This is a genomic window from Bradyrhizobium sp. BEA-2-5 (assembly GCF_032918025.1).
In the GTDB taxonomy this organism is placed as follows: Bacteria; Pseudomonadota; Alphaproteobacteria; order Rhizobiales; family Xanthobacteraceae; genus Bradyrhizobium; species Bradyrhizobium pachyrhizi.
Genome location: NZ_CP136629.1, coordinates 7,450,823 through 7,474,150, shown reverse-complemented (window position 1 = coordinate 7,474,150; position 23,328 = coordinate 7,450,823). Strand labels below are relative to the sequence as shown.

The 23,328-nt window shown below is 64.9% G+C and carries 22 protein-coding genes; 17 read left to right on the top strand and 5 right to left on the bottom strand.

Going from position 1 to position 23,328, the window contains the following annotated elements:
* Positions 1-47: 47 nt before the first annotated feature.
* Together RX327_RS34940 and RX327_RS34935 are read right to left on the bottom strand one after the other, a co-directional pair.
* Entirely contained in the window at positions 48-1,433 is a 1,386-nt protein-coding gene (locus RX327_RS34940; RefSeq protein ID WP_317248600.1) for an MATE family efflux transporter, read from the bottom strand.
* A 136-nt stretch (positions 1,434-1,569) separates the two neighbouring features.
* On the bottom strand, positions 1,570-2,100 hold the full coding sequence (locus RX327_RS34935) for a GNAT family N-acetyltransferase (protein ID WP_317248599.1): 531 nt from the start codon (positions 2,098-2,100) through the stop codon (positions 1,570-1,572).
* Positions 2,101-2,239: 139 nt separating this feature from the next.
* Between RX327_RS34935 and RX327_RS34930 the strand changes: the two genes are divergently transcribed.
* The 13 genes from RX327_RS34930 (at position 2,240) to RX327_RS34870 (ending at position 16,846) form a co-directional block, all read left to right on the top strand.
* Positions 2,240-2,839, top strand: a complete 600-nt coding sequence (locus RX327_RS34930; RefSeq protein ID WP_317248598.1) for a superoxide dismutase — start codon at positions 2,240-2,242, stop codon at positions 2,837-2,839.
* Between the two features lie 237 nt (positions 2,840-3,076).
* Positions 3,077-3,463 (top strand): fluoride efflux transporter CrcB, encoded by a 387-nt coding sequence (crcB, locus tag RX327_RS34925; RefSeq protein WP_028338252.1) that lies wholly within the window; start codon positions 3,077-3,079, stop codon positions 3,461-3,463.
* 646 nt (positions 3,464-4,109) lie between these two features.
* Positions 4,110-4,823 (top strand): protein TolQ, encoded by a 714-nt coding sequence (gene tolQ / locus RX327_RS34920; RefSeq protein ID WP_317248597.1) that lies wholly within the window; start codon positions 4,110-4,112, stop codon positions 4,821-4,823.
* A gap of 34 nt (positions 4,824-4,857) precedes the next feature.
* Positions 4,858-5,325 carry a biopolymer transporter ExbD gene (locus RX327_RS34915; RefSeq protein ID WP_317248596.1) on the top strand — a complete coding sequence of 156 codons (468 nt, stop codon included), beginning with the start codon at positions 4,858-4,860 and terminating at the stop codon, positions 5,323-5,325.
* A gap of 30 nt (positions 5,326-5,355) precedes the next feature.
* On the top strand, positions 5,356-6,288 hold the full coding sequence (locus tag RX327_RS34910; RefSeq protein WP_050386124.1) for a cell envelope integrity protein TolA: 933 nt from the start codon (positions 5,356-5,358) through the stop codon (positions 6,286-6,288).
* A gap of 72 nt (positions 6,289-6,360) precedes the next feature.
* Positions 6,361-7,686, top strand: coding sequence for a Tol-Pal system beta propeller repeat protein TolB (tolB, locus tag RX327_RS34905; RefSeq protein ID WP_317248595.1), 1,326 nt, complete (start codon positions 6,361-6,363; stop codon positions 7,684-7,686).
* A 184-nt stretch (positions 7,687-7,870) separates the two neighbouring features.
* Positions 7,871-10,198 (top strand): putative bifunctional diguanylate cyclase/phosphodiesterase, encoded by a 2,328-nt coding sequence (locus tag RX327_RS34900; RefSeq protein ID WP_317248594.1) that lies wholly within the window; start codon positions 7,871-7,873, stop codon positions 10,196-10,198.
* Between the two features lie 173 nt (positions 10,199-10,371).
* On the top strand, positions 10,372-11,106 hold the full coding sequence (locus tag RX327_RS34895) for an N-acyl amino acid synthase FeeM domain-containing protein (RefSeq protein WP_038377730.1): 735 nt from the start codon (positions 10,372-10,374) through the stop codon (positions 11,104-11,106).
* Between the two features lie 271 nt (positions 11,107-11,377).
* Entirely contained in the window at positions 11,378-11,860 is a 483-nt protein-coding gene (pal, locus tag RX327_RS34890; RefSeq protein ID WP_317248593.1) for a peptidoglycan-associated lipoprotein Pal, read from the top strand.
* A gap of 246 nt (positions 11,861-12,106) precedes the next feature.
* Positions 12,107-13,150, top strand: a complete 1,044-nt coding sequence (gene ybgF / locus RX327_RS34885; RefSeq protein WP_317248592.1) for a tol-pal system protein YbgF — start codon at positions 12,107-12,109, stop codon at positions 13,148-13,150.
* A gap of 52 nt (positions 13,151-13,202) precedes the next feature.
* On the top strand, positions 13,203-14,237 hold the full coding sequence (gene tilS / locus RX327_RS34880) for a tRNA lysidine(34) synthetase TilS (protein ID WP_050386122.1): 1,035 nt from the start codon (positions 13,203-13,205) through the stop codon (positions 14,235-14,237).
* 259 nt (positions 14,238-14,496) lie between these two features.
* Positions 14,497-16,419: an ATP-dependent zinc metalloprotease FtsH gene (gene ftsH / locus RX327_RS34875; RefSeq protein WP_317248591.1), complete on the top strand. Its 1,923-nt coding sequence runs from the start codon at positions 14,497-14,499 to the stop codon at positions 16,417-16,419.
* A gap of 166 nt (positions 16,420-16,585) precedes the next feature.
* Positions 16,586-16,846, top strand: a complete 261-nt coding sequence (locus RX327_RS34870; RefSeq protein WP_410712114.1) for a DUF3052 family protein — start codon at positions 16,586-16,588, stop codon at positions 16,844-16,846.
* Between the two features lie 216 nt (positions 16,847-17,062).
* On the opposite strand, the gene RX327_RS34865 is transcribed toward RX327_RS34870, so the two are convergent.
* On the bottom strand, positions 17,063-18,565 hold the full coding sequence (locus tag RX327_RS34865; RefSeq protein ID WP_317248590.1) for a hypothetical protein: 1,503 nt from the start codon (positions 18,563-18,565) through the stop codon (positions 17,063-17,065).
* Between the two features lie 396 nt (positions 18,566-18,961).
* Between RX327_RS34865 and RX327_RS34860 the strand changes: the two genes are divergently transcribed.
* Together RX327_RS34860 and RX327_RS34855 are read left to right on the top strand one after the other, a co-directional pair.
* A complete protein-coding gene (locus RX327_RS34860; protein WP_317248589.1) occupies positions 18,962-19,636 on the top strand; it encodes a TetR/AcrR family transcriptional regulator in 675 nt (224 codons plus the stop codon).
* A 76-nt stretch (positions 19,637-19,712) separates the two neighbouring features.
* Positions 19,713-20,141 carry an OsmC family protein gene (locus RX327_RS34855; protein WP_016841620.1) on the top strand — a complete coding sequence of 143 codons (429 nt, stop codon included), beginning with the start codon at positions 19,713-19,715 and terminating at the stop codon, positions 20,139-20,141.
* A gap of 77 nt (positions 20,142-20,218) precedes the next feature.
* On the opposite strand, the gene pyk is transcribed toward RX327_RS34855, so the two are convergent.
* On the bottom strand, positions 20,219-21,655 hold the full coding sequence (pyk, locus tag RX327_RS34850) for a pyruvate kinase (protein WP_317248588.1): 1,437 nt from the start codon (positions 21,653-21,655) through the stop codon (positions 20,219-20,221).
* Positions 21,652-22,260, bottom strand: coding sequence for a DUF1036 domain-containing protein (locus tag RX327_RS34845; protein ID WP_317248587.1), 609 nt, complete (start codon positions 22,258-22,260; stop codon positions 21,652-21,654). The genes pyk and RX327_RS34845 overlap by 4 nt, the downstream gene beginning before the upstream one ends.
* A gap of 196 nt (positions 22,261-22,456) precedes the next feature.
* On the opposite strand from RX327_RS34845, the gene RX327_RS34840 reads away from it, so the two are divergent.
* Together RX327_RS34840 and RX327_RS34835 are read left to right on the top strand one after the other, a co-directional pair.
* Complete coding sequence (locus tag RX327_RS34840; protein WP_317248586.1) at positions 22,457-22,759, top strand: DUF1244 domain-containing protein; 303 nt, start codon at positions 22,457-22,459, stop codon at positions 22,757-22,759.
* Positions 22,760-22,933: 174 nt separating this feature from the next.
* Positions 22,934-23,206 carry a DUF2312 domain-containing protein gene (locus RX327_RS34835; protein ID WP_317248585.1) on the top strand — a complete coding sequence of 91 codons (273 nt, stop codon included), beginning with the start codon at positions 22,934-22,936 and terminating at the stop codon, positions 23,204-23,206.
* The last annotated feature ends 122 nt before the right edge of the window (positions 23,207-23,328 follow it).

Sequence of the window (23,328 nt, the reverse complement as noted above, 5' to 3'; positions counted from 1 at the left end):
AGCAGTCATGCTCAGGCAACGCTCCGGTGCGAGGGCGCCGCGTCGTATTATCCCCAGCGGGTCAGCCGGATCGAAATGATGGTGGCGAGGCCGAACGCCACCATCGCGCTGCCGACCAGCGCAAACAGCGTCCATGCCGGGGCGCTCACGGTAGCGAGCCACCAGCCGCCGATGCCGACCAGCAGCAGGCGGATGGTGCCGGCCAGCACCGGTCCGCCGACCTTGGCGGCGCCCTGCGAGGAGAAATAGAGACAGACACCGACGCCGAAGAAGCCGAAGCCCGGGCCGGCCAGCGCGAAATAGGACGAAGCCGCGGCGGTCACGCCGGGATCGGTGGTGAACAGCGCGATCCACAGCGTCGGCTTGAGTGCGACCACAAGTCCGACGAGGCCAACGACAAGTCCGGCGACGGTGCCGGCGGTCCACGCCACCTTGCGGGCGCGGGTCACGAGTCCCGCGCCGATCGCCATGCCGACCATCGGCACCGAGGCGATGCCGAAGGCGAAGGTGATCGGGATCAGCAAAAATTCCAGCCGCGATCCGATGCCATAGCCTGCCAGCATCTCGGTGCCGAAGGTCGCGAGAATCTTCGTGAAGATCAGGATGGTGAGCACGGTCTGGAGCGGCGACAAACAGGCCACCGCGCCGACCTTGAGGATGTCCAGGAACATCGCGCGTTGGAAGCTGAAGGCGGCGAAGTCGAGCTTCAACCGGCTGCGGCCAGAGGCGAGATACCAGGCGAGGAAGATCGCGCCACACGTGAAGGCCGTGAGCTGTCCGGCGGCGACGCCGCGCATGCCGAGACCGGGCATGCCGAACAACCCGAGACCCAGCACGCCGCCGACCGCGATCTGGATCATCGAGACCGTGATCAGCGTCATCGAGGGAATCCGCATGTCGCCGGTGCTGCGCACCACGGAGGCGAGCGTGTTGACCAGCCAGATCGAGATCGCGCCGGAGAACAACACCTGCGAGTAATGCATCGACTGCTCGAGCACGCCGCCATGTCCGCCGAGCAGCGCATAGAAGTTGCGGCCGAAGCCCAGCATCATCACAGTGAAGAACAGTCCGGCGCATCCGCCGATAATCGCCGCATGCAGCGCCAGATCGGCGGCGCGGTCGCGGTCGCCTGCACCGAGCGCGCGGCTGATCGCGGAGGAGACGCCGCCGCCCATTGCGCCTGCGCTCATCATCTGCGTCAGCATCGCGAACGGAAACACCAGTGCGATCGCGGCGAGCGGAATGGTGCCGAGCCGGCCGATATAGGAGGTCTCGGCAATGGCAACCAGCGTGCTGCCGACCATCGCGATCATGTTGGGAATCGCGAGCCGCAGCAGCGTCGGCAGGATCGGCGCAGTCAGAAGGTCGTTGACCGGCGTGGCGGGCGCGGCCGTGGCCGGCTGCACGTCGTCGATCGAGGCATCAATGGTCATGCGTCACGGCTCACTTCGCAAGCGGGAGAGGGGCGCACTGCAATCCAACGCCAGTGAACCGGGCTCGCAATCAATAAATGATGATCGACATGTTACGAGGTTGCACCGTTCATCGCCACCGCCGCCGATGCAGGGCTCACCACGGCAGGCCGCATAGGTCGATCGTGCCCAGCGTCGGCGCGCGCACGATGTCGAAGACATACGGCGCCATCGCCTCGAAACGGATCTGCCCGGAAGGCTGCTCGCAATAAACTTCGCCGCTGAAGGGATGCCAGCCGCGCGCCTGGTAGAACGCGAAATTGTGCGGCTCGCAGAATAAGATTGCAAATTTCACCGCGTCGTTGGCACGAATGGTGTGCACGGCGGCATCTAACGCGAGTGACGCATAGCCGCGCCGCCGGCAGTCCGCACGGGTCGAGACTCCGCCGATGCCGCCGACATGCACCTTGTGGCCATTCCAGGTGATGGTCCGGAAATAGATACCGACATGGCAGGCCAGCCCGCTGTCGTCGGGCGCATCGAGCAGCACGCGCAAATCCGCGTGGGCCCATTTGATATCGGCCCAGGGTTGTTTCTCGGCGGCATCCGGGCTCCAGACCGCCCGGAGCAGCGGCTCGGCGCGCTTCCACGACGCATCTCCGTTGAGAATGTCGATTTCGATGCTCATCGTCTGGATCCTTGGTCTTGGTTCGGGCTGTGCCGATCTGTCATAGGCGATCCGAAAATGCGGTGTTTCTCCGCCATGGAACCTTCTATAAGGGGGGGCCGTTAAGTGTAGTCTCCCACCCTCTGTTGGACATTACCCCATGACCTTCACGCTACCTGATCTGCCCTACGCCCACGACGCCCTTGCTCCCTACATGTCGAAGGAGACGCTGGAATATCATCACGACAAGCATCATCAGGCCTACGTCACCAACGGCAACAACGCGCTCAAGGGAACCGAATGGGAAGGCAAGTCCCTTGAAGAGATCGTCAAGGGCTCGTTCGGCAAGAACCCCGCGGTGTTCAACAATGCCGGCCAGCACTACAACCACATCCACTTCTGGAGCTGGATGAAGCCAAATGGCGGCGGCACCAAGCTGCCGGGCAAGCTCGAGAAGAAGATCAACGACGACCTCGGCGGCTTCGAGAAGTTCAAGACCGACTTCCAGGCGGCCGGTGTCGGCCAGTTCGGCTCCGGCTGGTGCTGGCTCCAGGTCAAGAACGGCAAGCTCGAAATCTCCAAGACCCCGAATGGCGAGAATCCGCTGGTGCACGGCGCCACCCCGATCCTCGGCTGCGACGTCTGGGAGCACTCCTACTACATCGACTATCGCAACCGCCGCCCCGACTACCTCAAGGCGTTCGTCGAGAACCTCGTGAACTGGGACTATGTCGACGAGCTGTTCGGCAAGGCCGGCTGATCTCAGGTCGTCTCACGACCCCGCACCCTCCCCTGAAAGGGGAGGGTCGTTTCGCATGCAGCGAAGCGAAATGCGAAACGGGGAGGGGTCATCTCTCAACACGAGCAGTCTCTCAATGGAGAGACTTGACCCCGCCCCGCCGCTCATTTCATTCGCGTCGACCCTCCCCTTTCAGGGGAAGGGTGAAACTACGCGGGGTTGGATTCCCCTCACTTCACCACACCGGCGGGGGCATTGGTGGGTAACGCGGCAAGCTATCTCCTCGTCTTCTTCGGCGGCGGTCTCGGCGCGACGTTGCGCCAGCTGATCAACGTCACCTGCGCGCGCTGCATCGGCACCGCGTTTCCCTACGGCACCTTCATCATCAACATCACGGGCTCGACCGTGATGGGCCTGATCGCCGGCTATCTCGCCTTCAAGGGCGACGCCTCGCAGCCCTGGCGGCTATTTTTGATGACCGGCATCCTCGGCGGCTACACCACCTTCTCCGCCTTCTCGCTCGACACCGCGCTGCTCTATGAGCGCGGCGAGCTCGGCCTTGCGGTGCTGTATGTCGCGGGCTCGGTGGCCCTCTCGATCGCCGGCCTGTTCGCCGGCCTCGCGATCGTGCGGCATTTGACGTGAGATGCGCTCGGCGTCATGCCTCGTGGACGCTCTCGCGCGCGCGTGCCACCTTTTGCACGGGGCCCATGGGGGCGATCGGCACCCGGCTTTCCCTGCGTCCTCTTCAAGAGAGGGGGCGAGATGAAGGGCAAAGCTCGGACAAATCATGTCGCGTGAATGTGGATGTGTGACTCACAGACCGCGCCACACACGCAATGTCGTCCTGGCGAAAGCCAGGACCCATTACCCCAAATCTCAACTGTTGCGCGACGCTGGGGCCACGATCGGGTTCATCACTGAATCCGGGGGTTATGGGTCCTGGCTTTCGCCAGGACGACGCCGGGATGGACCCGCCCTCCGAACGAGAGCCATTCCATCTGTGGAACCCGCCAACCTCCCCGGCCGGCGGCATTTCCCGCCTCCAAATTTCCCTTTGGTAACCTCGCCTTAACCATGATTAGCGTTTGGTTAGGGTCGGAATGACGCGTGAAAAGCCCTCGTTTTGACATGTTGGCAGGGGAAGCAGGGCCCGGCTTTGGACGGGCCCCCCATGCGACAGATGTAAGAGGCTCTCGCGCAGTTTTGCCGCGCCGGGCGCGCGGCCGTGGAAGGGATGCCGATTGGCGGCCCGCCGAATTGGGACACTTGCGTTGAGAGGAAATTGCCGATGAATCCCGCCGACGTGGCTCAGTCAACTCTGCCACTGGCATCGAGCGACGTGTCGCTGATCGCGCTGTTCTGGCAGGCCCATTGGGTCGTCAAATGCGTGATGCTGGGACTTCTGGCCTGCTCGGTCTGGGTCTGGGCGATCGCCATCGACAAGATCTTTCTTTACGCGCGCACCCGGCGCTCGATGGACCGGTTCGAGCAGGCGTTCTGGTCCGGGGAGTCGATCGAGGAGCTCTATCGCACGCTGTCGGCCAAGCCGACGCACTCCATGGCAGCCTGCTTCGTGGCGGCGATGCGCGAGTGGAAGCGTTCTTTCGAAAGCCAGTCGCGGTCCTTTGCCGGCCTGCAGGCGCGGATCGAGAAGGTCATGAACGTCTCGATCGCCCGGGAAGTGGAGCGGCTGGAACGCCGCCTGCTGGTGCTGGCGACCGTCGGCTCCGCCGGCCCCTTCGTCGGCCTGTTCGGCACGGTCTGGGGCATCATGTCGAGCTTCCAGTCGATCGCGGCGTCGAAAAATACCTCTCTGGCGGTCGTCGCCCCCGGTATCGCGGAAGCGCTGTTTGCGACCGCCGTCGGCCTCATCGCCGCCATTCCTGCCACTATTTTCTACAATAAGTTCACCTCCGAGGTGAACCGGCAGGCCCAGCGGCTGGAGGGCTTCGCTGATGAATTTTCAGCCATTCTCTCGCGTCAGATCGACGAGCGGGGTTGAGTTAGATGATGGTCACTTTTGCGGGTGTGCGATCATGGCGATGAGCATGGCAGGGTCCGGCGGTGGCAGACGCCGCCGCGGCCGGCGCAAGCCCGTCGTGGCCGAGATCAACGTCACGCCGATGGTCGACGTGATGCTGGTGCTGCTCATCATCTTCATGGTCTCGGCGCCGATGCTGACGTCGAACATCGACATCGACCTGCCGGTGGCGAGCGGCGGCAAGTCGATCTCGTCGAACCAGCCGCCGCTGACACTGTCGGTCAAGCGCACCGGGGGCGGCTGCAACTCGAATGTCGAGCTCTATCTGGGTGACGCGCCGGTCACGGCCGCCGATTTTCCGGCCAAGATCAAGGCGATCGGTGACGCCCGGTCGGATGCCGAAAAAGTGGTCTATCTGCGTGGCGACAAGGACGTCTGTTACACGGATATGATGAAACTGCTCGGAGAGGTCCGGGCCGCGGGATTCAAGGCGAATATCGTCATCATCCCGGAAGGCGGATAACCACCATGCCAAGGCACGGGGAAGCCTGATTTGAAGGTCAAGGTCGACAAGACTCTGGCGGCATCGATTGTCCTGCACGTCCTCGTGATCGGGTGGGGCCTCGTGTCGTGGTCGACCAAGGCGTATGTGATGCCGGAAGAGGAATCGGTTGCCGTCGACGTGATCTCGCCCGACCAACTCTCGCATGTCATGGCCGGTCAGAAGGACGGCAAGAAGGAAAATCCCAAGCCGCTAGTCGACAAGGTCGCCGAAGCCAAGCCGGTCGACGACACCGTCGGCAAGGTCGAGGAGAAAAAGCCCCCTGTCGTGACCGACACCGCGCCGCAGCCGGCGCCGAAGGTGGAGAAACCGGAAGACAAGAAGCCGGATCCGCCGAAGAAGGTCGAGAACAAGCCGAAGGAAGAGCCGAAGCCGGTCGAGAAGAAACCCGATCCGGTGAAGCCCGACCCGATCGCGGAAGCGATCAAGAAGGAAGAGAAGAAGCCGCCGCCGAAGCCGGTGCAGCAGGCCGCCAAGCCGCCGCCGGAGCAGAAGCCGAAGGATCGCGTGTTCGATCAGAGCAAGATCGCAGCCCTGCTCGACAAGCGTGACCCGACGCGCGCCGCGGCGACCGGCGACACGCTGAACGCAAACGCCGCCCTCGGCACGGCCAAGGGCAAGGCTGCCGACAACTCCGCGACCTGGGGCGCGATGTTCAAGCAGCAGGTCGAGCGTTGCTGGAAGAAGCCCTATGGCGGCATCGAGGCGCAGCAGACCGAGGCGGTGTTCTCGATTAAGCTGAAGCGCGACGGCTCGCTCGAGGGCATGCCGGTCCCGGAAGGCACGCCGGCGACGCCCTATCTGCGCGTCTATCAGGAGAGCGCGCTGCGGGCGATCATCGAATGCCAGCCGTACAATCTGCCGGCGGCCTTCTTCGACGAATGGAAGTATTTTGCGCCGGTGTTCACAGAGCGAAAGACCTGAGGGCGACGGCGTCGCTTGGCCAATAGCAAACAAAGTCTACGGACAATGACCGACCAGAATGATTTGCGTGCAATGACGTTTCGCCTCGACCGCCGACAGATGATTTCGGGAATGGCTGCCCTTGGCGTGCTGGCCGGAAGCCGCAGCGCCTTTGCACAGAAGCGCGTCGTCATTCCGGAAGGCGACTTCGCGCCGCTGCCGATCGCGATCCCGAACTTCGCTGCCGGCACGCCCGGGGACACCGAGGTCGGTGTCGGCGTCACGCAGGTGATCACCAACAATCTGAAGCGCAGCGGCCTGTTTGCGCCGATCGATCAGGCGGCCTATCTCGAGAAGCAGATCAACATCGACGCGGCGCCGAACTTCAACAACTGGAAGAGCATCAACGCGCAGGCGCTGGTCACCGGCCGCATGACGCGGCAGGGCAACGGGCGCGTCAAGGCGGAGTTCCGGCTGTGGGACGTGATCTCCGGCCAGCAGCTCGCCGGCCAGCAATATTTCACCTCGCCGGAATATTGGCGCCGTATCGCCCACATCATCTCCGACCAGATCTACGAGCGGATGACCGGCGAGAAGGGCTATTTCGACAGCCGCGTGGTGTTCGTGGACGAAAGCGGCCCGAAGGAGCGCCGCGTCAAGCGGCTCGCGATGATGGACCAGGACGGCGCCAATGTGCGCTACCTGACCCGCGGCTCCGACCTCGTGCTGACGCCGCGCTTCTCGCCGAACTCGCAAGAGATCACCTACATGGAGTTCGGCCAGGGCGATCCGAAGGTTTATCTCTTCAACATCGAGACCGGCCAGCGCGAGATCGTCGGCAACTTCCCCGGCATGACCTTCGCGCCGCGCTTCTCGCCGGACGGCCAGCGCGTCATCATGAGCCTGCAGCAGGGCGGCAATTCCAACCTGTTCGTGATGGACCTGCGCTCGCGCTCGACCACGCGCCTCACCGATACGCCGGCCATCGACACCTCACCGTCCTACTCGCCCGACGGCGCCCGCATCTGCTTCGAATCCGATCGCGGCGGGAAGCCGCAAATCTATGTGATGCCGGCAACCGGCGGCGGCGCACAGCGCATCTCGTTCGGCGACGGCACCTACTCGACGCCGGTATGGTCGCCGCGCGGCGACTACATCGCCTTTACCAGGCAAGGCGGCGGGCAGTTCTCGATCGGCGTCATGAAGCCGGACGGCTCCGGCGAGCGGCTGCTGACCTCCGGCTTCCACAACGAGGGCCCGACCTTCTCGCCGAACGGCCGGGTGCTGATGTTCTTCCGCGATCCCGGCGGCAATGGCGGGCCCTCGCTGTACAGCGTCGACATCTCCGGTCGCAACGAGCTGAAGGTGCCGACGCCGGGCTTCGCCTCGGACCCCGCATGGTCGCCGCTCTTGTCATGAGCTGTGTGCAGACTGCTCTGGGGAACCTCGGCGGCGGTCGGCACTTCTCACCTAGCGCACTGAATTTTATGGTGAATTCCGGTCGTCGCCTGGGCGCGGCAAGAACTTGCTAACGATGTTCGCTCAGAAAGACTTCACCTGCGATCAGTAAGAGTGCGAGCTGAAAAGGACGCGCGCTCTCACAATGCAGTTCGCAAGTCAGACGGGTGAACCGGACCGGTCGATGTCGCCGACGATTTCCGCGGCGCTGGTCGATTCCCTGTTCATGAACCCAGCGCCCATGATTTTCGGCGCCTTCGGCCCCGCCATTGCGGGCGCCGTGATTGCGGCTGTCACGAGCAATCTGTTGTGCTGGCTGTGCGTGCCGCTGTTCATCGTGGTGGGGCTGGCGCGCGCGCTGCAGATGTACCGCTACCAGCAGCGCAATTCCCGGCTCACCGTCGAGGAGTCCGTGACCTGGGAGAAGCGTTACCGGATCGGCACCATCGCCTACGGCATTTCGCTCGGCATCTGGGGCGTCACCGTGCTGCTGACGACCAGGGACGCCGCCGCGCACATGCTTTGCGTGACCACGGTGGTCGCCTACACCTCGGCGGGGGTAGGGCGGACCTTCGGCCGGCCGCAGATCTTCCACCTGCATCTGTTGATGTCGATCGGTCCCTTGATCCTGGCGCTGATGTATGTCGGCGGTCCCTATCACATCGCCCTTGCGCTGCTCAGCCTGGTGTTCTTCAGCGCCATCCGGCACCTGACCTCCAGCCTGCAGCGCATCTACGTCAACGCCTGGATCGCCAAGGAGCGCGAGGCCGCGCTGGCGGGCCAGTTCGATACCGCGCTGAACAACATGCCGCACGGCCTGTGCATGTTCAGCGCTAACGGCCGCGTTGCGGTGATGAACCACCGCTTCATCGAGATGATGCAGCTGTCGGACGATTTCGTGCAGCGCGGCGCCAGCGCGACCGATATCTGCAACGCCTGCGTCCTGTCCGGCTCGATCTCGGCCGCGGCCGCGCAGCAGATTCTCTACGAGATCGAGAGCTCGCAGCGCGGCGATATCGTCACCAGCGACCCCGACCCCACCAAGAACCGCTCGCTCGACTGGACCTTCCAGCCGATGGCCGGCGGCGGCACGGTGGTGCTGGTCGAGGACATCACCGAGCGCAAGGACGCCGAGGCCCGGATCAGCCACCTCGCGCGCTACGACGAGCTGACCGCGCTGCCCAACCGCGTCAATTTCCGCGACGAAATCGGCCGGCTGCTCGCCATGCAGCACGGCGACCATCGCTCCGCACTGCTCTTCGTCGATCTTGACCAGTTCAAGCAGGTCAACGATACGCTGGGTCATCCCTGCGGCGATCAGCTTCTGTGTGCGGTCGCCAATCGGCTGCGCGAGATGCTGCGCCCGGAGGATTTCGTCGCCCGCTTCGGCGGCGACGAGTTCGTCGTCTTCCAGCAGAACATCTCTTCGCCGGAGGACGCCGCGGCGCTTGCCCGCCGTATCGTCGAACGGCTGAGCGAGCGCTACCGTATCGAAAACCATCTGGTCGAGATCGGCGCCAGCGTCGGCATCGCGCTGACCTCCCCGGGCGAGATCAGCGCCGATACGCTGCTCAAGAATGCCGACATGGCATTGTACCGAGCCAAGGCCGACGGCCGCGGCACCTTCTGCTTCTTCCGCGACGAGATGGCGGCGACCGTCGAGGCCCGTCGCATCCTCGAGCTCGACCTGCGCAAGGCGCTCTCCAACGAGGAGTTCGAGCTGTTCTACCAGCCATTGGTCAATCTGAAGTCCGGCAAGATCACCACCTGCGAGGCGCTGCTGCGCTGGAATCATCCGGTGCGCGGCACGGTCTCGCCGGTCGACATCATCCCGGTCGCCGAGGACATGGGCCTGATCGTCGATCTCGGGCGCTGGATCCTGCGCCGCGCCTGCATGGAATGCATGAAGTGGCCGGACGGCGTCAGCGTTGCCGTCAATTTCTCGCCGCAGCAATTCCATCAGCGCGACGTCCTGAGCGAAATCCGCTACGCGCTCGAAGTGTCGGGCCTGCCGGCACATCGACTGGAAATCGAGATCACCGAATCCTCGCTGCTGCGCAACACCCAGCTCACCCACGACATCCTGTCGCAACTGCGTGCGCTCGGCGTGCGTATCTCGCTCGATGATTTCGGCACCGGCTATTCCAGCCTCAGCTACCTGCACAATTTCCCGATGCAGAAAGTGAAGATCGACCGCTCCTTCCTCGAAGGCATCGATACCGACCGGCCGCTGACGCTGCTGCGCGGCGTCGCGCGGCTGTCCGCCGACCTCGGCATGGCCGTCGTGGTCGAAGGTATCGAGACCAACGAACAGCTCGAGCTGATCAGCGCCGACGGCGCGGTGACCGAAGCACAGGGATACCTGTTCAGCCGGCCGGTTCCCTCCGTCCGCATCCGCCAGCTGCTCAATGCCTCGCACGGCCGGCGGACCGACGAGCAACTGCACGTGGTTCCCTCGCGCTCGATCGCTTGATCCGGCGCAATATACTCAATCGATAGTTGTGAGAGCCTTCGACTGCACTATTCGTAGTGTGCCCTTCCGGTCGGAAGTTAACTGTATTGCCTCGATTGCTTTGACGGAAATTAAGAAGCTGTTAATCTTTTGGCTCGCGCGTTGAAGTTGTTGAGTTGTTCAGGGAGTACCAAATGAGGTCCGCGGCCGAAGCCATCAAGCCCGCGACAGGAAGGCTTGCGGACCCTCTGGATCAAGTCGATTACCGCCTCGCTCAGACCCCGGAACAGAAAGACGAGATCTACCGGCTTCGCTATCGCGCCTATCTGCGTGAAGGCGCGATCCGGCCCTCGGCGGACGAGCGGGTCGTCGATCAGTTCGATGATGCGCCGAATGCTTGGGTGTTCGGTGTCTATCTGCAAGGCGAACTCTGCAGCTCGATCCGCATCACCGTGGTGACGCCGGAGTGGCGAACCTCGCCGACGCTCGAGGTGTTCGGCGACGTGCTGCTGCCGAAGCTTGATCAGGGCCTGGTCTTCATCGACTCGACGCGCTTCGTCGCGGATCCCGAAAAGGCCCGGAACAATCCGGAACTTCCTTATGTCACGGTGCGCCTCGGCTCGACGGCGGGCGTGCACTTCAACGCTGACTACGGCCTGGCGCCGGTCCGGCCCGAGCACATGGCGTTCTACCGGCGTGTGTTCCTGCACGAGACCTGGTCGGAGCCGCGGCTCTATCCCGGGCTGGTGAAGCCGGTCGGCTTGATGGCGTCGCATCTGCCGACGGTGCGGGAACGCGTGCTGGCCCGCTATCCCTTCCTGCGCTCCAGCGCCTTCGAGCGGCGAATGCTGTTCGACCGCGAAGGCCAGTTGCAGCCCGACGGCTTCGTGCAGCCGTTCGAGCGCGCTTCGATCGTGCCGAATCCCTGAGGGAAACGGCATTCTCATCGACTCAGTGTCGATCGACTGTTGCGCGCAGGCCAAATTGCCCTGCAAAAGCGGCCGGTTCCCGCGAACCTTGCCTTCCCTTCACCATCGCGCCACATTTGCCACCCATTAACCATCGGGGGCGCTTTTCGCCATTACCTGGCATTTGATGGGGTCGAGCAAGGTTCCGTCAAGGTTGACGGAACGTTCGCTTAACCAACCCCCTGTAGACCGATTGGGTAGTACGAAGAGCGCGAGCGTGGAGGCTCCGGGAATGAATTATCTCCAGGGTATGAAGCTGGTTGCGGTTCTGGCGGTGGCGCTGTCGATGGGTGCCTGCGCCAACAAGAACCCGTTGGACGCCAATGGCGCGATTGGGGGCGCGGCGACGCCCGGCAGCCAGCAGGATTTCGTCGTCAACGTGGGTGACCGCGTGTTCTTCGAGAGCGACCAGACCGATCTGACCCCGCAGGCGATCGTGACCCTGGAGAAGCAGGCGCAGTGGCTCCAGACCTATCCGCGCTACAGCTTCACCATCGAAGGTCATGCCGACGAGCGCGGCACCCGCGAATACAACATCGCGCTCGGCGCCCGCCGAGCCCAGTCGGTGCGCTCGTTCCTCGCCTCGCGCGGCATCGATCCGAACCGCATGCGCACGATCTCCTACGGCAAGGAACGGCCGGTCGCCGTCTGTAACGACATCTCCTGCTGGTCGCAGAACCGGCGCGCCGTCACCGTCTTGAACGCGAGCTCCTGACGCGAACCTGAATGAGTGTTTTCAAGCCGGCGCCTTCGGGCGCCGGCTTTGTTTTGGCCGCGTGAAAGCCGGGCCGTCATCAAGATGAACGAAGCTGCGCGCAATTGGCCGCTTGCTTGTTCCAGCGTCCGTACTAAACCGGTGTCGCGCGACGCTGTCCCGGATTTGAAGTGCCAGTCACAATTCCGGCGTACTCCGTCCCTCAATGTCGCTCGCTTTTCACGTCGATCTCGTCGTCAGGGCAAAATGTCATCCAGGATTCATTTTCTTTCCTCCGCCGCGGCGATCGCGGCGTTGCTCGCCGTTTCCTCGCCAGTGTTTGCCCAATCCGACGATTCCGATGCTGAGATGCGGATCGAGCGGCTGGAGAACCAGCTGCGCCAGCTCACCGGCCAGAACGAAGAGCTGCAATATCGCAATCGCCAGCTCGAGGAGCGGCTGCGGCAGCTTGGCGGGCAACCGCCCGGCCCAGGTGGACAGGCTCCGGCGGGCCAACCCGTCGCGGCGGCGCCACCACCGGCGCAGCAACCGCAGGCCTACCCGCAACCGCAGCCGGGCTACGCCCAACCCCAGCAAGGCTACGGCCAGCCGCAGCAAGGATATGGCCGGCAGCCGCAGGGCGGCTATGACCAGCAGCAGCAGATCGCGGCGCCCGCGCCGATCGCGCAGGAGCCGGCGCCGGCGGCTTCCGGCCGCCGCGGCCGCGGCGATGCGTTCGATCCGAACCAGAACCCGAACGCGCCGGGCGCACCGCGCGCGCTCGGCGGCGGCGGGATGGCGATGCCCAGTGAGGCGGCGGTTGGTGCGCCCGGCGGCCGTGGGGCAGGCGAGCCGCTCAATCTCGGCAACACCAGCCCGCAGCGTGCGCCCGGCGCGAGCGCAGGCCTGACCACCCTGCCGCCCTCGGCGACGCCGCGCGACGAGTTCGACCTCGGCATCGGCTACATGCAGCGCAAGGACTATGCGCTTGCCGAGCAGACCATGAAGAATTTTGCGCAGAAATTCCCGAGCGACCCGCTGGTCGGGGACGCGCAATACTGGCTCGGCGAGAGCTACTTCCAGCGCCAGCAATATCGCGACTCCGCGGAAGCCTTCCTCGCCGTCACCACCAAATACGAGAAATCGGCCAAGGCGCCGGATGCGCTGCTGCGGCTCGGGCAGTCGCTCGCCGCGCTGAAGGAGAAGGAGGCCGCCTGCGCCGCCTTCGGCGAGATCACGCGGAAGTACCCGCGCGCGTCCGGCGGGGTCAAGGCTGCGGTTGACCGCGAGCAGAAGCGCGTGAAGTGCTAAACCAGATGCGGGAGGGCCGCTTCCGGCCTCTCCGCCAGCAGCTGGTCTTGCGATGCCCGACGACCAATCCGCCATCCCGGCACGGGACACCAAGCGCCTGTTCGCAGGCCTTGCGGGCGCGCCGGCGCTCCTGCTTGCGGTGTCCGGTGGTCCCGATTCAGTCGCGCTGATGTGGCTCGCCGCGCGCTGGCGCCGCGCGCTCGCGCAGGGACCGCGGCTGGTGGCGGTCACGGTCGATCACGGCCTGCGTCCTGAAGCGGCTCGCGAGGCGCGCGACGTCAAGCGGCTGGCGCGAAGTCTCGACCTGCCGCATCACACGTTGCGTTGGACTGGACCAAAGCCTGGAACTGGCGTGCCGGCGGCCGCGCGCGCGGCCCGCTATCGACTGCTCGCGCAGGCCGCACGCAGGCATGGCGCCACGCATATTTTGACCGCACACACCCGTGACGATCAGGCCGAGACACTGCTGATGCGGATGCTGCGCGGCAGCGGCGTTGCGGGCCTCTCGGCAATGGCGCGCGAGACCGAGCGCGACGGCGTCTTGCTGACGCGGCCGCTGCTCGACATCTCCAAGGCCCAGCTGATCGCGACGCTGAAGAAGGCGCGCATCGGCTTTGCCGACGATCCGACCAACCGCGATCGATCCTTCACGCGTCCGAGGCTGCGCGCGCTGATGCCAATGCTCGCGGCGGAGGGCGGCGACGCGCGGAACCTGGCGCGGCTCGCCGCAAGGATCGCGCGCGCCAACGCCGCCCTGGAGGTGCTGGTCGACGGCGCCGAGCACTATCTTGCGTCGAAGAGCGAGGATAACTCCGGCGCGGGCTTCGATGCTGCACTGTTCGCGGTGATGCCCGAGGAAATCCGCGTCCGTCTGCTCAAGCGCGCCATCGACCGCATCGGACATGAGGGGCCGGCCGAGCTCGGCAAGGTCGAAACCCTGCTCGCCGCGATGGACGAGGCCTTGGATGGGACTTTGGGAAAACGCGAATCCAAGCTGAAACAGACCCTTGCCGGAGCGGTCATCAGCGTCGCCGCCGGCCGTATCAGGATCGGGCCGGCGCCACCCCGCCGGGCGCGCTCCCGCTGAGCCGGGTTCGATTGTTTCAATCGCTGTCATAATCGGGCAAAGAGGCTTAACCACCCCGGAAAAACACCGGATTCAGCGCCATTTTTTGACCGGGAATCGCGCTAGGATGCGGTAAATAGTCGTGCGTGGTTCCCTTGGCATCTACCCCAGCGGCACCTAAATTGTATGCCATCGACGGGATGGATTCCCTGGGGATTCCCACAGAGCCTGCCCAAGGATAGAGAGAGGCCGCGATCCGCGCGACCACGAAGGAAGATCAATGAACGCCAATCTGCGCAATTTCGCCCTCTGGGTCATCATTGTCTTGCTGCTGTTGGCGTTGTTCACGCTGTTTCAGAATCCGGGTCAGCGCTCGTCGTCCTCGGACATCTCGTTCTCGCAGCTTCTCACTGAGGTCGATCAGGGCCATGTGCGCGACGTCGTGATCCAGGGGCCCGATATCCACGGCACCTTCACCAACGGCTCGAGCTTCCAGACCTACGCGCCGAACGATCCGACGCTGGTGAAGCGTCTCTACGACAGCAAGGTGCAGATCACCGCAAAGCCGCCGGGCGACAACGTGCCCTGGTTCGTCTCGCTGCTGGTCTCCTGGCTGCCCTTCATCGCGCTGATCGGCGTGTGGATCTTCCTGTCGCGGCAGATGCAGGGCGGCGCCGGCAAGGCGATGGGCTTCGGCAAGTCGCGCGCCAAGATGCTGACCGAAGCGCATGGCCGCGTCACCTTCGAGGACGTCGCCGGCGTGGACGAAGCCAAGCAGGACCTGCAGGAGATCGTCGAGTTCCTGCGCGACCCCGGCAAATTCCAGCGCCTCGGCGGTCGCATTCCGCGCGGCGTGCTGCTGGTCGGCCCTCCCGGCACCGGTAAGACCCTGATCGCGCGTGCGGTGGCGGGCGAAGCCAACGTGCCGTTCTTCACCATTTCCGGTTCGGATTTCGTCGAAATGTTCGTCGGCGTTGGCGCGAGCCGCGTCCGCGACATGTTCGAGCAGGCCAAGAAGAACGCGCCTTGCATCATCTTCATCGACGAAATCGATGCCGTCGGCCGTCACCGCGGCGCCGGCCTCGGCGGCGGCAATGACGAGCGTGAGCAGACGCTGAACCAGCTGCTGGTCGAGATGGACGGCTTCGAGGCCAACGAGGGCGTGATCCTGATTGCCGCGACCAACCGCCCCGACGTGCTCGATCCCGCGCTGCTGCGTCCGGGCCGCTTCGACCGCCAGGTCGTCGTGCCCAATCCGGACGTCGTCGGCCGCGAGCAGATCCTCAAGGTTCACGTTCGCAAGGTGCCCTTGGCGCCGGATATCAACCTCAAGACCATCGCGCGCGGCACCCCGGGCTTCTCTGGCGCCGACCTGATGAACCTCGTCAACGAGGCCGCGCTCACCGCCGCCCGACGCAACAAGCGGATGGTGACGCAGGCTGAGTTCGAGGAGGCCAAGGACAAGGTGATGATGGGCGCCGAACGCAAGTCGCTCGTCATGACCGAGGAAGAGAAGCTGCTGACGGCCTATCACGAGGGCGGCCACGCCATCGTCGGCCTCAACGTGCCCGCGACCGATCCGATCCACAAGGCGACCATCATTCCGCGCGGCCGTGCGCTGGGCATGGTCATGCAGCTCCCGGAGCGCGACAAGCTGTCGATGTCCCTGGAGCAGATGACCTCGCGCCTCGCCATCATGATGGGCGGCCGTGTCGCCGAAGAGCTGATCTTCGGTCGCGAGAAGGTGACCTCGGGTGCCGCCTCCGACATCGAGCAGGCCACGCGCCTGGCTCGGATGATGGTGACGCGCTGGGGCCTGTCGGAAGAGCTCGGCACCGTCTCCTACGGCGAGAACCAGGACGAGGTCTTCCTGGGCATGTCGGTGTCGCGCACCCAGAACGCGTCCGAAGCGACCGTCCAGAAGATCGATTCCGAGATCAGGCGTCTGGTCGAGGAGGGCTATCAGGAAGCCACGCGTATCCTCACCGAGAAGCGTGCCGACCTCGAGGCCCTCGCCAAAGGACTGCTGGAGTTCGAGACGCTGAGCGGCGACGAGATTGTCGACCTCTTCAAGGGCAAGAAGCCGAACCGCGAATCCGTGCTCGAGCCGACCACGCCGCGCGCCTCCGCGGTGCCCCCGGCCGGCAAGTCGCGCCCGCGGCCCGATCCGGATCCCGGCCTGGAGCCGCAGCCGCAGGCGTAAGCCTCGCCCGCCATGGCCGGTGCTTCCGGCAAACCGATTGTGCAAAAGCTCGGCCTCAAGCCGGGCTTTTGTATTTTTGTCGACGGGTTGTCCGTTCCCTATGGCGACGTTGTCGGCGAACTGCCCCCCGATGTGCTGGTGGCGAACACCGCACGGGCACCGCTCGATGCCGTGCACCCTGTTCGCTGCCAACGCACAAGGGCTTGCGGCCAAGCTGCGGCGTTACCGTCAGGCGATCGCCCCTGACGGCATGATCTGGGTGTCGTGGCCGAAGAAGAGTTCGGGCGTCGCGACCGACCTTACGGAGAAGGAGGTCCGCGAAACCGCGCTCGCGAACGGCCTGGTCGACGTCAAGGTCTGTGCGGTCGATGACGTCTGGTCGGGACTGAAACTCGTGATCCCGGTCAAAGAGCGCGGCAAGCGCTGAGACCTCCACGGCGAGTTGGCATCCGCGTCAAAATGGGGATGCCCAGCACAAGTGGTTGAGAGAGCTCCTGGTCAAAGTTTCTAGAATGCAATAGTCCGCTTCTGGACCGCAGCTGAGCTTTGTTCAGAAGGCTGCAACGTCCGCTTTCGATAGGTGAGCCGACCTAGGTCAGGGACCCGCGAGGCAAAAGCGGACGCGACGCATGTGGGGGGCGCCCTAGTTCGAACGCTCGGCCGCCGGCGCCGCACCAACCTTGGTCTCGTCCGAGCGCACATGGATGACGGCGATGTCGTCCTTGTACAGCCGCTTCCAGCCCTTCAGGTGATCCAGCGCGTTGCCCGCGGGCGAGTCCGAGCTCAGCAGCGTGGCGTCGATCCGGTACTTGTCGAGCAGGCCCAGCAACTGCCCGACGTCACGGGCGTCGAGCGCATCGTAATAGTCGAGGACGAATTTCTCGCCATAGAGCTCGGCGCGGCCGTCGACGAACACCTTCATGTCGCGGCTCACCATGTAGCCGCCGAACGGCGCCGTGCTGAAGACGCGCTGCGCCTTGTGCTGCTGCAGCACATCGACCGCGGCCACGGGCGAGAACATCGGCAGGAACTTGAACTGATGCTGCGCGACGAACATCGCCGTCGTCACCCATGCGCCGATCACCATCGCGATCGCAGCCAGGATCGTGACGACGGGGAATGCGCGCGTTTCTCCGAAGCGGGCCGCGGTGGCGCTTGCCGTTCCCCATTGCTCGGCGATCGGCTTGGCGAGCACCAGCGGTGCGATGAACGCGAACACCTCGATGTTGCGGACATGGCTCAGCGCCATCCAGATCAGCCCGAGCAGCAGCAGGATCCGCGGCACCGACAGCGTCAGCCTGCGATAGCAGATCAGGCCGATCAGGCCGAGCAGCGTGGCTTCGAAGAAGCTGGGCTTGCTGAAATCCGCCGGCTTCCATTCCCCGATCAGCGTCAGCAATTTGCCGAGGCTGAGGATCTTGGTCGCGCCCAGCAGGCTGGTCCAGCCATAGGGCGTCAGGCAGCTCGCGGCCAGCGCGGCGAGGCCGAAAAGGCCCCATCGCACGACAAGCTGACGGCGGCGGCCGGGCTCCCCGTTCCACACCGCCTCCAGTCCGATCGGTCCGATCAGCGCCAGGCCGAGAACGAAGCCGCCATGCAGATTGGCCCACAGCGTCATCAGCGGCAGCAGCCACCATGACGGTGAAGTGCGGCGATCCGCGGCCGCGAGCAGGCCGCCGATGAACGCCAGCAGCACCGGCAGCGCCAGCACGTGGGGCCGCGCGAAGAAGTGGATCGTCGACAACAGCAGCGCCAGCGCCGCGATCAGGATCGCGCGCGCCGGATCGAAATACGGGCTCAGCAGATGCAGGAAGATCGCGACCGTCGCGCCGATCGCCATCGACGACAGGATCACCGGCCCGGCCCAATCGCCGCCGTAGACGAGCGCGTACGCCACCTGCGACAGCCACGAGCTCGAGATCCAGGGCTCGCCGAAACGGGTGAACGAGAACACGTCCGATGTCGGCATCGCGCCGTGTTCGAGGATCCACTGTCCGACCCTGATCTGCCACATCGTGTCGGAATCGCGCAGCAGGATTTCGCCGGCCGAGAGATAGAACAGATAGGCGCCCACGGCGGCGCACAGCGGCACCAGTCCTCGCGCCGCGCTACGGCTGCTCACGCTGCTGGTGATGGAGAGTGACATGCGCTTTCTTGCTTGTTTCGGCCGGGGGCATCCAGAGCCAACGCCACGCGTGATGCTGGCGCGCACTCGACCACGGCTTCCGATAAATTCGGGTAAATGCCGCAGCTGATATTGCGCGCATGCGCAAGATCAGATGTCTCGATTTCGAGCGATCAGCTTAGCCAGCGATTTACCATCGCGGCCCTGATCCGATCGGGGAGGGGCCGGAGTGCCGTTGGCTCAATCAGAGGTGGTACCAGAGGTTGCAAAAAATCCTTACAATTCCAGCTTGTCATTCAGTCTGAATAGTTGTTCACTTCTTCAGGCGATTGCGGGATCAATCGCTCAAAACGTTGAAGACTCGTGTGTTCTGCCGGTGGGCGCCGGCCGGGGCGCACGGCGGGGGGACGGAACGCCATGGTTTACCGGCGAACTCATCAGGTCGTGAAACGGCTGGCTGCGCGGCGCAGCGCCATCCTGTCGGCTGCGCGGGACGCGGCGGCGGCGGGCGGCATGGCGGCGGTCCAGATCGCACCCGTCGCGGTGCGGGCCAATGTCGCGGCGGGAACGGTCTACCGTTATTTCCCGTCGAAGGCCGAACTGATCTCGGAATTGATCACGGAAGTCTCGCGCGACGAGCTCACGGCGATCCGGCGCGCCGCGGATGCCGCGCCAGGGCCGTCATCGGCGCTGGCCGCCGCGGTGACGACGATCGCGGTCCACGTGCTGTCGCAGCGCAAGCTCGCCTGGGGCATTTTGGCCGAGCCGGTCGACGTCGACGTCACCGCCTCGCGCCTCGCCAGCCGCCGCGACATTTCCGGCGAGCTTGCCATGCGCATCGATGCCGCGGTGCGCGCCGGTCACCTGCCGGCTCAGGATACCGCGCTCGCCGCCACCGCATTGCTTGGCGCGCTGCACGAGGCCCTGGTCGGGCCGCTCGCGCCGGACAATCTCGATGATCCCGTCAAGATGCGCGATGCGGTGCAGACCGTGACGCTGCTGGCGCTGCGCGCGGTCGGCGTCATGGACGCCCGCGCCCGCGGCCTCGTGGTGCAGGCAACGACCCCGGCGAAGGCGCTGGTCGGCGCCTGAGGCGCGCGAAGAACACTTCTGTCGCAATGGCGTTGTAGGTTTCGGGGCTGGGCTCAACCACCTCACGGAGCAACCCATGACGACGACCCATGGCTCGGCCAAATGGCAGGGCGGCATCAAGGACGGCAAGGGCGCGATCTCGACCAAGAGCGGCGCGCTCTCGGATTACCCCTACGGCTTCGCCAGCCGCTTCGAGGGCAAACCGGGTTCGAACCCGGAGGAGCTGATCGGCGCGGCGCATGCCGCCTGCTTCACGATGGCGCTGTCGCTGATTCTCGGCGAAGCCAAGCTCACGGCGGAGCATATGGAGACCAAGGCCGATGTGACCCTGGAGAAGGTCGCCGACGGCTTCGCCATCACCGCGGTGCACCTGACGCTGTCGGCGAAGATCCCGGGCGCCGATAATGCGACGTTCCAGGAACTGGCCGGCAAGGCGAAGGCCGGATGTCCGGTGTCGAAGCTGCTCAACACCAAGATCACGCTCGACGCGTCATTGCAGGGCTGATCGCGGCGCGGCGGGTTAATGCGTTTTCGAGCGAAGCGGGCACCGGTTCGCGTGAAGACAACGCGTCAAACAGGAATCTAGAGCTGCGCGTCGCCGCTCGGGCCGACCGAGGCGATGCGCACCATGTTGGTGGTGCCGGGAATGCCGAGCGGGACGCCGGCGACGATGATCACGCGCTGGCCGGCCTTGGCAAAACCGTCGCGGAACCCAATCGAGCCGGCGCGGTCGACCATGTCGTCGAGATCGTGGGCGTCCTCGGCGACCACGCAATGCACCCCCCACACCACCGACAGCTTGCGGCCGGTGACGAGGTTCGGCGTGATCGCGACCACCGGCACCTTGGGCCGCTCGCGCGCCACGCGGATCGCGGTCGAGCCTGACGACGTCCAGCAGATGATCGCCGACAGGTCGAGCGTCTCGGCGATCTGCCGCGCCGCGTCGGCAATGGCGTCACCCACCGTCGCTTCGGGATCGACGCGTTGCGCGTTGATCACGTTGCGATAGGTCGGGTCGCGCTCGACCTCCTCGCCGATGCGGTTCATGGTCGATACCGCCTCGACCGGGAATTTGCCGGCCGCCGATTCCGCCGACAGCATGATGGCGTCGGCACCCTCGTAGACGGCCGTGGCGACGTCGGAGACTTCGGCGCGGGTCGGCACCGGCGACTGGATCATCGATTCCAGCATCTGGGTCGCGATCACCACCGGCTTGCCGGCGCGGCGGGCCATCCGCGTCATCTGCTTCTGCAGGCTCGGCACGCGCTCGAGCGGCAGTTCGACGCCGAGATCACCACGCGCCACCATCAGCGCGTCGGAGGCTTCGATGATGTCGGCGAGGCGATCGATCGCCTGCGGCTTCTCGATCTTGGCCATCACGGCGGCGCGGCCGCGGATCATCTTCTTGGCCTCGATGACGTCGTCGGCGCGCTGCACGAACGATAGCGCGATCCAGTCGACGCCGGTGACGAGGGCCGCCTCGAGGTCGGCGCGGTCCTTCGGCGTCATCGCCGAGACCTGGAGGTCGGTGTCGGGCAGGCTGACGCCCTTGCGGTCGCTCATCCTGCCGCCGACGACGACACGCGTCACCGCGTGGTCTTTCGAGGTCTCCTCCGCGATCAGCCGCACCTTGCCGTCGTCGAGCAGCAGCGCATGGCCCGGCCGCAACGCAGCCAGGATCTCCGGATGCGGGAGATGGACGCGCGTGGCATCGCCCGGCGTCTTGTCGGAATCCAGCGTGAAGGTCTGCCCGTTCTGGAGCTGGACCGCGCCTTCGGCAAAGGCGCCGAGCCGGAGCTTGGGGCCCTGGAGGTCCACCAGGATGCCGATCGGCCGGCCATAGCTGCTCTCGACGTTGCGGATCGTCGCGACCAGCTCCCGCATCTTGTCATGCGAGGTGTGGCTCATGTTGATGCGGAACAGGTCGGCGCCGGCCTCGAACAGGCGGCGGATCATCGCGAGGTCTGAAGAAGCCGGGCCGAGTGTTGCGAGGATCTTGATTCGACGCAGTCGTCTCATGGTTTGTTTCCGGGTGGTGCGGCTGGCGGCAGACCAGACGCGCCCGGAGGCGCTGCGCCCGGCGGCGGGTTGGGCAGGCCCGGCATCGCCCCGGGACTTCCTGGACCCACGCCGCCCGGCATTCCCGGTACTTTCTGCGGCTGTTGTTCGTTGGCTTCGGTCAGCTGCACCGTCCAGGCCCGCTGCTCACCGGTGTCGACCTCGAAATAGCCGGTCCGGTCATAGCCACGCGCGAGGCAATCCTCGGTGCCGCGGATGGTGAACTCCTTGTCGCGCGAGCACATGAAGGCCTGGCCCGACCATTCGCCGCCGCGGTCATAGTCGATGGCGTAGATGTAGTAGTAGCGGGCGACCAGCGTGCCTCGGAGCAGCGTCTCACAAGAGCGCGACGAGATGTTCCACCAGCCCTCGGTGGTCCAGCCCTCGGCATCCTTGTAGCCGAGCGCGATCCCGACCCGGCTCGAAGTGTTGTTGCAGAGGCGGAAATCGGCGGCCGCCGGACTCGTCCACAGGCAGGCCGCGACAAGCGCCAGCACCGGCAGGAGGCCGGCCAACGTCAGGCGGATATTGCGGGGAGCTGAGGCGAGGGAATCTGTTGGGCTCATGCAGCGAAGCTATATCAAATCATGGACGATTTCGCGTGCCCGGCCGGCACTGTCAACGGGCGGGCGCCCGTCTGCGACGCTGTCGGACCGTGGCCGGGATGGCCGGACGGGTCCGTTTTGCGCGCCGATATGGCAAAATCTGTGACAATTCCCACCTGATATCAATATGGTGAGCGCGACACACGGGATCACGATCATGAGCATTGACGACAAAACCAGAACGGAACTCGAGGCCGCGGTCTTCCGGCGTCTCGTCAGTCACCTGCGCGACCGCACCGATGTGCAAAACATCGACCTCATGAATCTGGCGGGCTTCTGCCGCAACTGCCTCTCCAACTGGCTCAAGGACGCCGCGGACGCCCAAGGCGTGCCCTTGAGCAAGGACGAGAGCCGGGAGGCCGTCTACGGCATGCCATACGAGGCCTGGAAGGCGAAGTACCAGGGCACGGCCACGCCCGAGCAGCTCGAGACGATGAAGAAAGCCCAGAGCGGGCATTAAACCTCAGCCTGTGTGACGTCAGTTCCGCGGCCGTCCGCATCTCCTGTGGGCGCGCTGTGGATGAGCGCGATGTTTCCTTGACGGAAGGCGCGCCAAAATCGAGGGTCGCCCGCAGCAAGCGGTGCGCAAGGCGCGTATTCGCGTAACATTTCAATACCTGTTCAGGAGTGCGCGATGGCCACCACGTCTGCCGCCGTCAAGGACGAGCCCGCGACGAAATTTGCCAAGGACCAGCTCAAGTCCATCATCGAGCGCATCGAGCGGCTGGAGGAAGAGAAGAAGGCGATCTCCGACGACATCCGCGACGTCTATGCCGAAAGCAAGGGTAACGGCTACGACGTCAAGGCGCTGCGCACCATCGTGCGCCTGCGCAAGCAGGACCCCAACGAGCGCGCCGAGGCCGAGACCATTCTCGAGACCTACATGCAGGCGCTGGGGATGATCTGAGGCGGCCAGCGGCCACCCCTGCCGGGCGTTCGCCAAGGGCGCCCCCCAAAGCTGCTGGAAGACCTCCTGTCGAGGCTTGGGTGAAATCCCGGGATTTGCTACACTGGCGGCGAGGTAACCGG

What these genes read in the sequence shown, in the direction of transcription:
- RX327_RS34835 (WP_317248585.1), top strand. Translation starts at nt 22,934, where the DNA reads ATGGCCACCACGTCTGCCGCCGTCAAGGACGAGCCCGCGACGAAATTT.
- RX327_RS34900 (WP_317248594.1), top strand. Translation starts at nt 7,871, where the DNA reads ATGCAGTTCGCAAGTCAGACGGGTGAACCGGACCGGTCGATGTCGCCG.
- RX327_RS34895 (WP_038377730.1), top strand. Translation starts at nt 10,372, where the DNA reads ATGAGGTCCGCGGCCGAAGCCATCAAGCCCGCGACAGGAAGGCTTGCG.
- RX327_RS34865 (WP_317248590.1), bottom strand. Translation starts at nt 18,565, where the DNA reads ATGTCACTCTCCATCACCAGCAGCGTGAGCAGCCGTAGCGCGGCGCGA.
- ybgF (WP_317248592.1), top strand. Translation starts at nt 12,107, where the DNA reads ATGTCATCCAGGATTCATTTTCTTTCCTCCGCCGCGGCGATCGCGGCG.
- ftsH (WP_317248591.1), top strand. Translation starts at nt 14,497, where the DNA reads ATGAACGCCAATCTGCGCAATTTCGCCCTCTGGGTCATCATTGTCTTG.
- RX327_RS34940 (WP_317248600.1), bottom strand. Translation starts at nt 1,433, where the DNA reads ATGACCATTGATGCCTCGATCGACGACGTGCAGCCGGCCACGGCCGCG.
- RX327_RS34870 (WP_410712114.1), top strand. Translation starts at nt 16,586, where the DNA reads ATGCCGTGCACCCTGTTCGCTGCCAACGCACAAGGGCTTGCGGCCAAG.
- pal (WP_317248593.1), top strand. Translation starts at nt 11,378, where the DNA reads ATGAATTATCTCCAGGGTATGAAGCTGGTTGCGGTTCTGGCGGTGGCG.
- RX327_RS34855 (WP_016841620.1), top strand. Translation starts at nt 19,713, where the DNA reads ATGACGACGACCCATGGCTCGGCCAAATGGCAGGGCGGCATCAAGGAC.
- pyk (WP_317248588.1), bottom strand. Translation starts at nt 21,655, where the DNA reads ATGAGACGACTGCGTCGAATCAAGATCCTCGCAACACTCGGCCCGGCT.
- RX327_RS34935 (WP_317248599.1), bottom strand. Translation starts at nt 2,100, where the DNA reads ATGAGCATCGAAATCGACATTCTCAACGGAGATGCGTCGTGGAAGCGC.
- tilS (WP_050386122.1), top strand. Translation starts at nt 13,203, where the DNA reads ATGCCCGACGACCAATCCGCCATCCCGGCACGGGACACCAAGCGCCTG.
- tolQ (WP_317248597.1), top strand. Translation starts at nt 4,110, where the DNA reads ATGAATCCCGCCGACGTGGCTCAGTCAACTCTGCCACTGGCATCGAGC.
- RX327_RS34915 (WP_317248596.1), top strand. Translation starts at nt 4,858, where the DNA reads ATGGCGATGAGCATGGCAGGGTCCGGCGGTGGCAGACGCCGCCGCGGC.
- RX327_RS34930 (WP_317248598.1), top strand. Translation starts at nt 2,240, where the DNA reads ATGACCTTCACGCTACCTGATCTGCCCTACGCCCACGACGCCCTTGCT.
- tolB (WP_317248595.1), top strand. Translation starts at nt 6,361, where the DNA reads ATGACGTTTCGCCTCGACCGCCGACAGATGATTTCGGGAATGGCTGCC.
- RX327_RS34860 (WP_317248589.1), top strand. Translation starts at nt 18,962, where the DNA reads ATGGTTTACCGGCGAACTCATCAGGTCGTGAAACGGCTGGCTGCGCGG.
- RX327_RS34840 (WP_317248586.1), top strand. Translation starts at nt 22,457, where the DNA reads ATGAGCATTGACGACAAAACCAGAACGGAACTCGAGGCCGCGGTCTTC.
- RX327_RS34845 (WP_317248587.1), bottom strand. Translation starts at nt 22,260, where the DNA reads ATGAGCCCAACAGATTCCCTCGCCTCAGCTCCCCGCAATATCCGCCTG.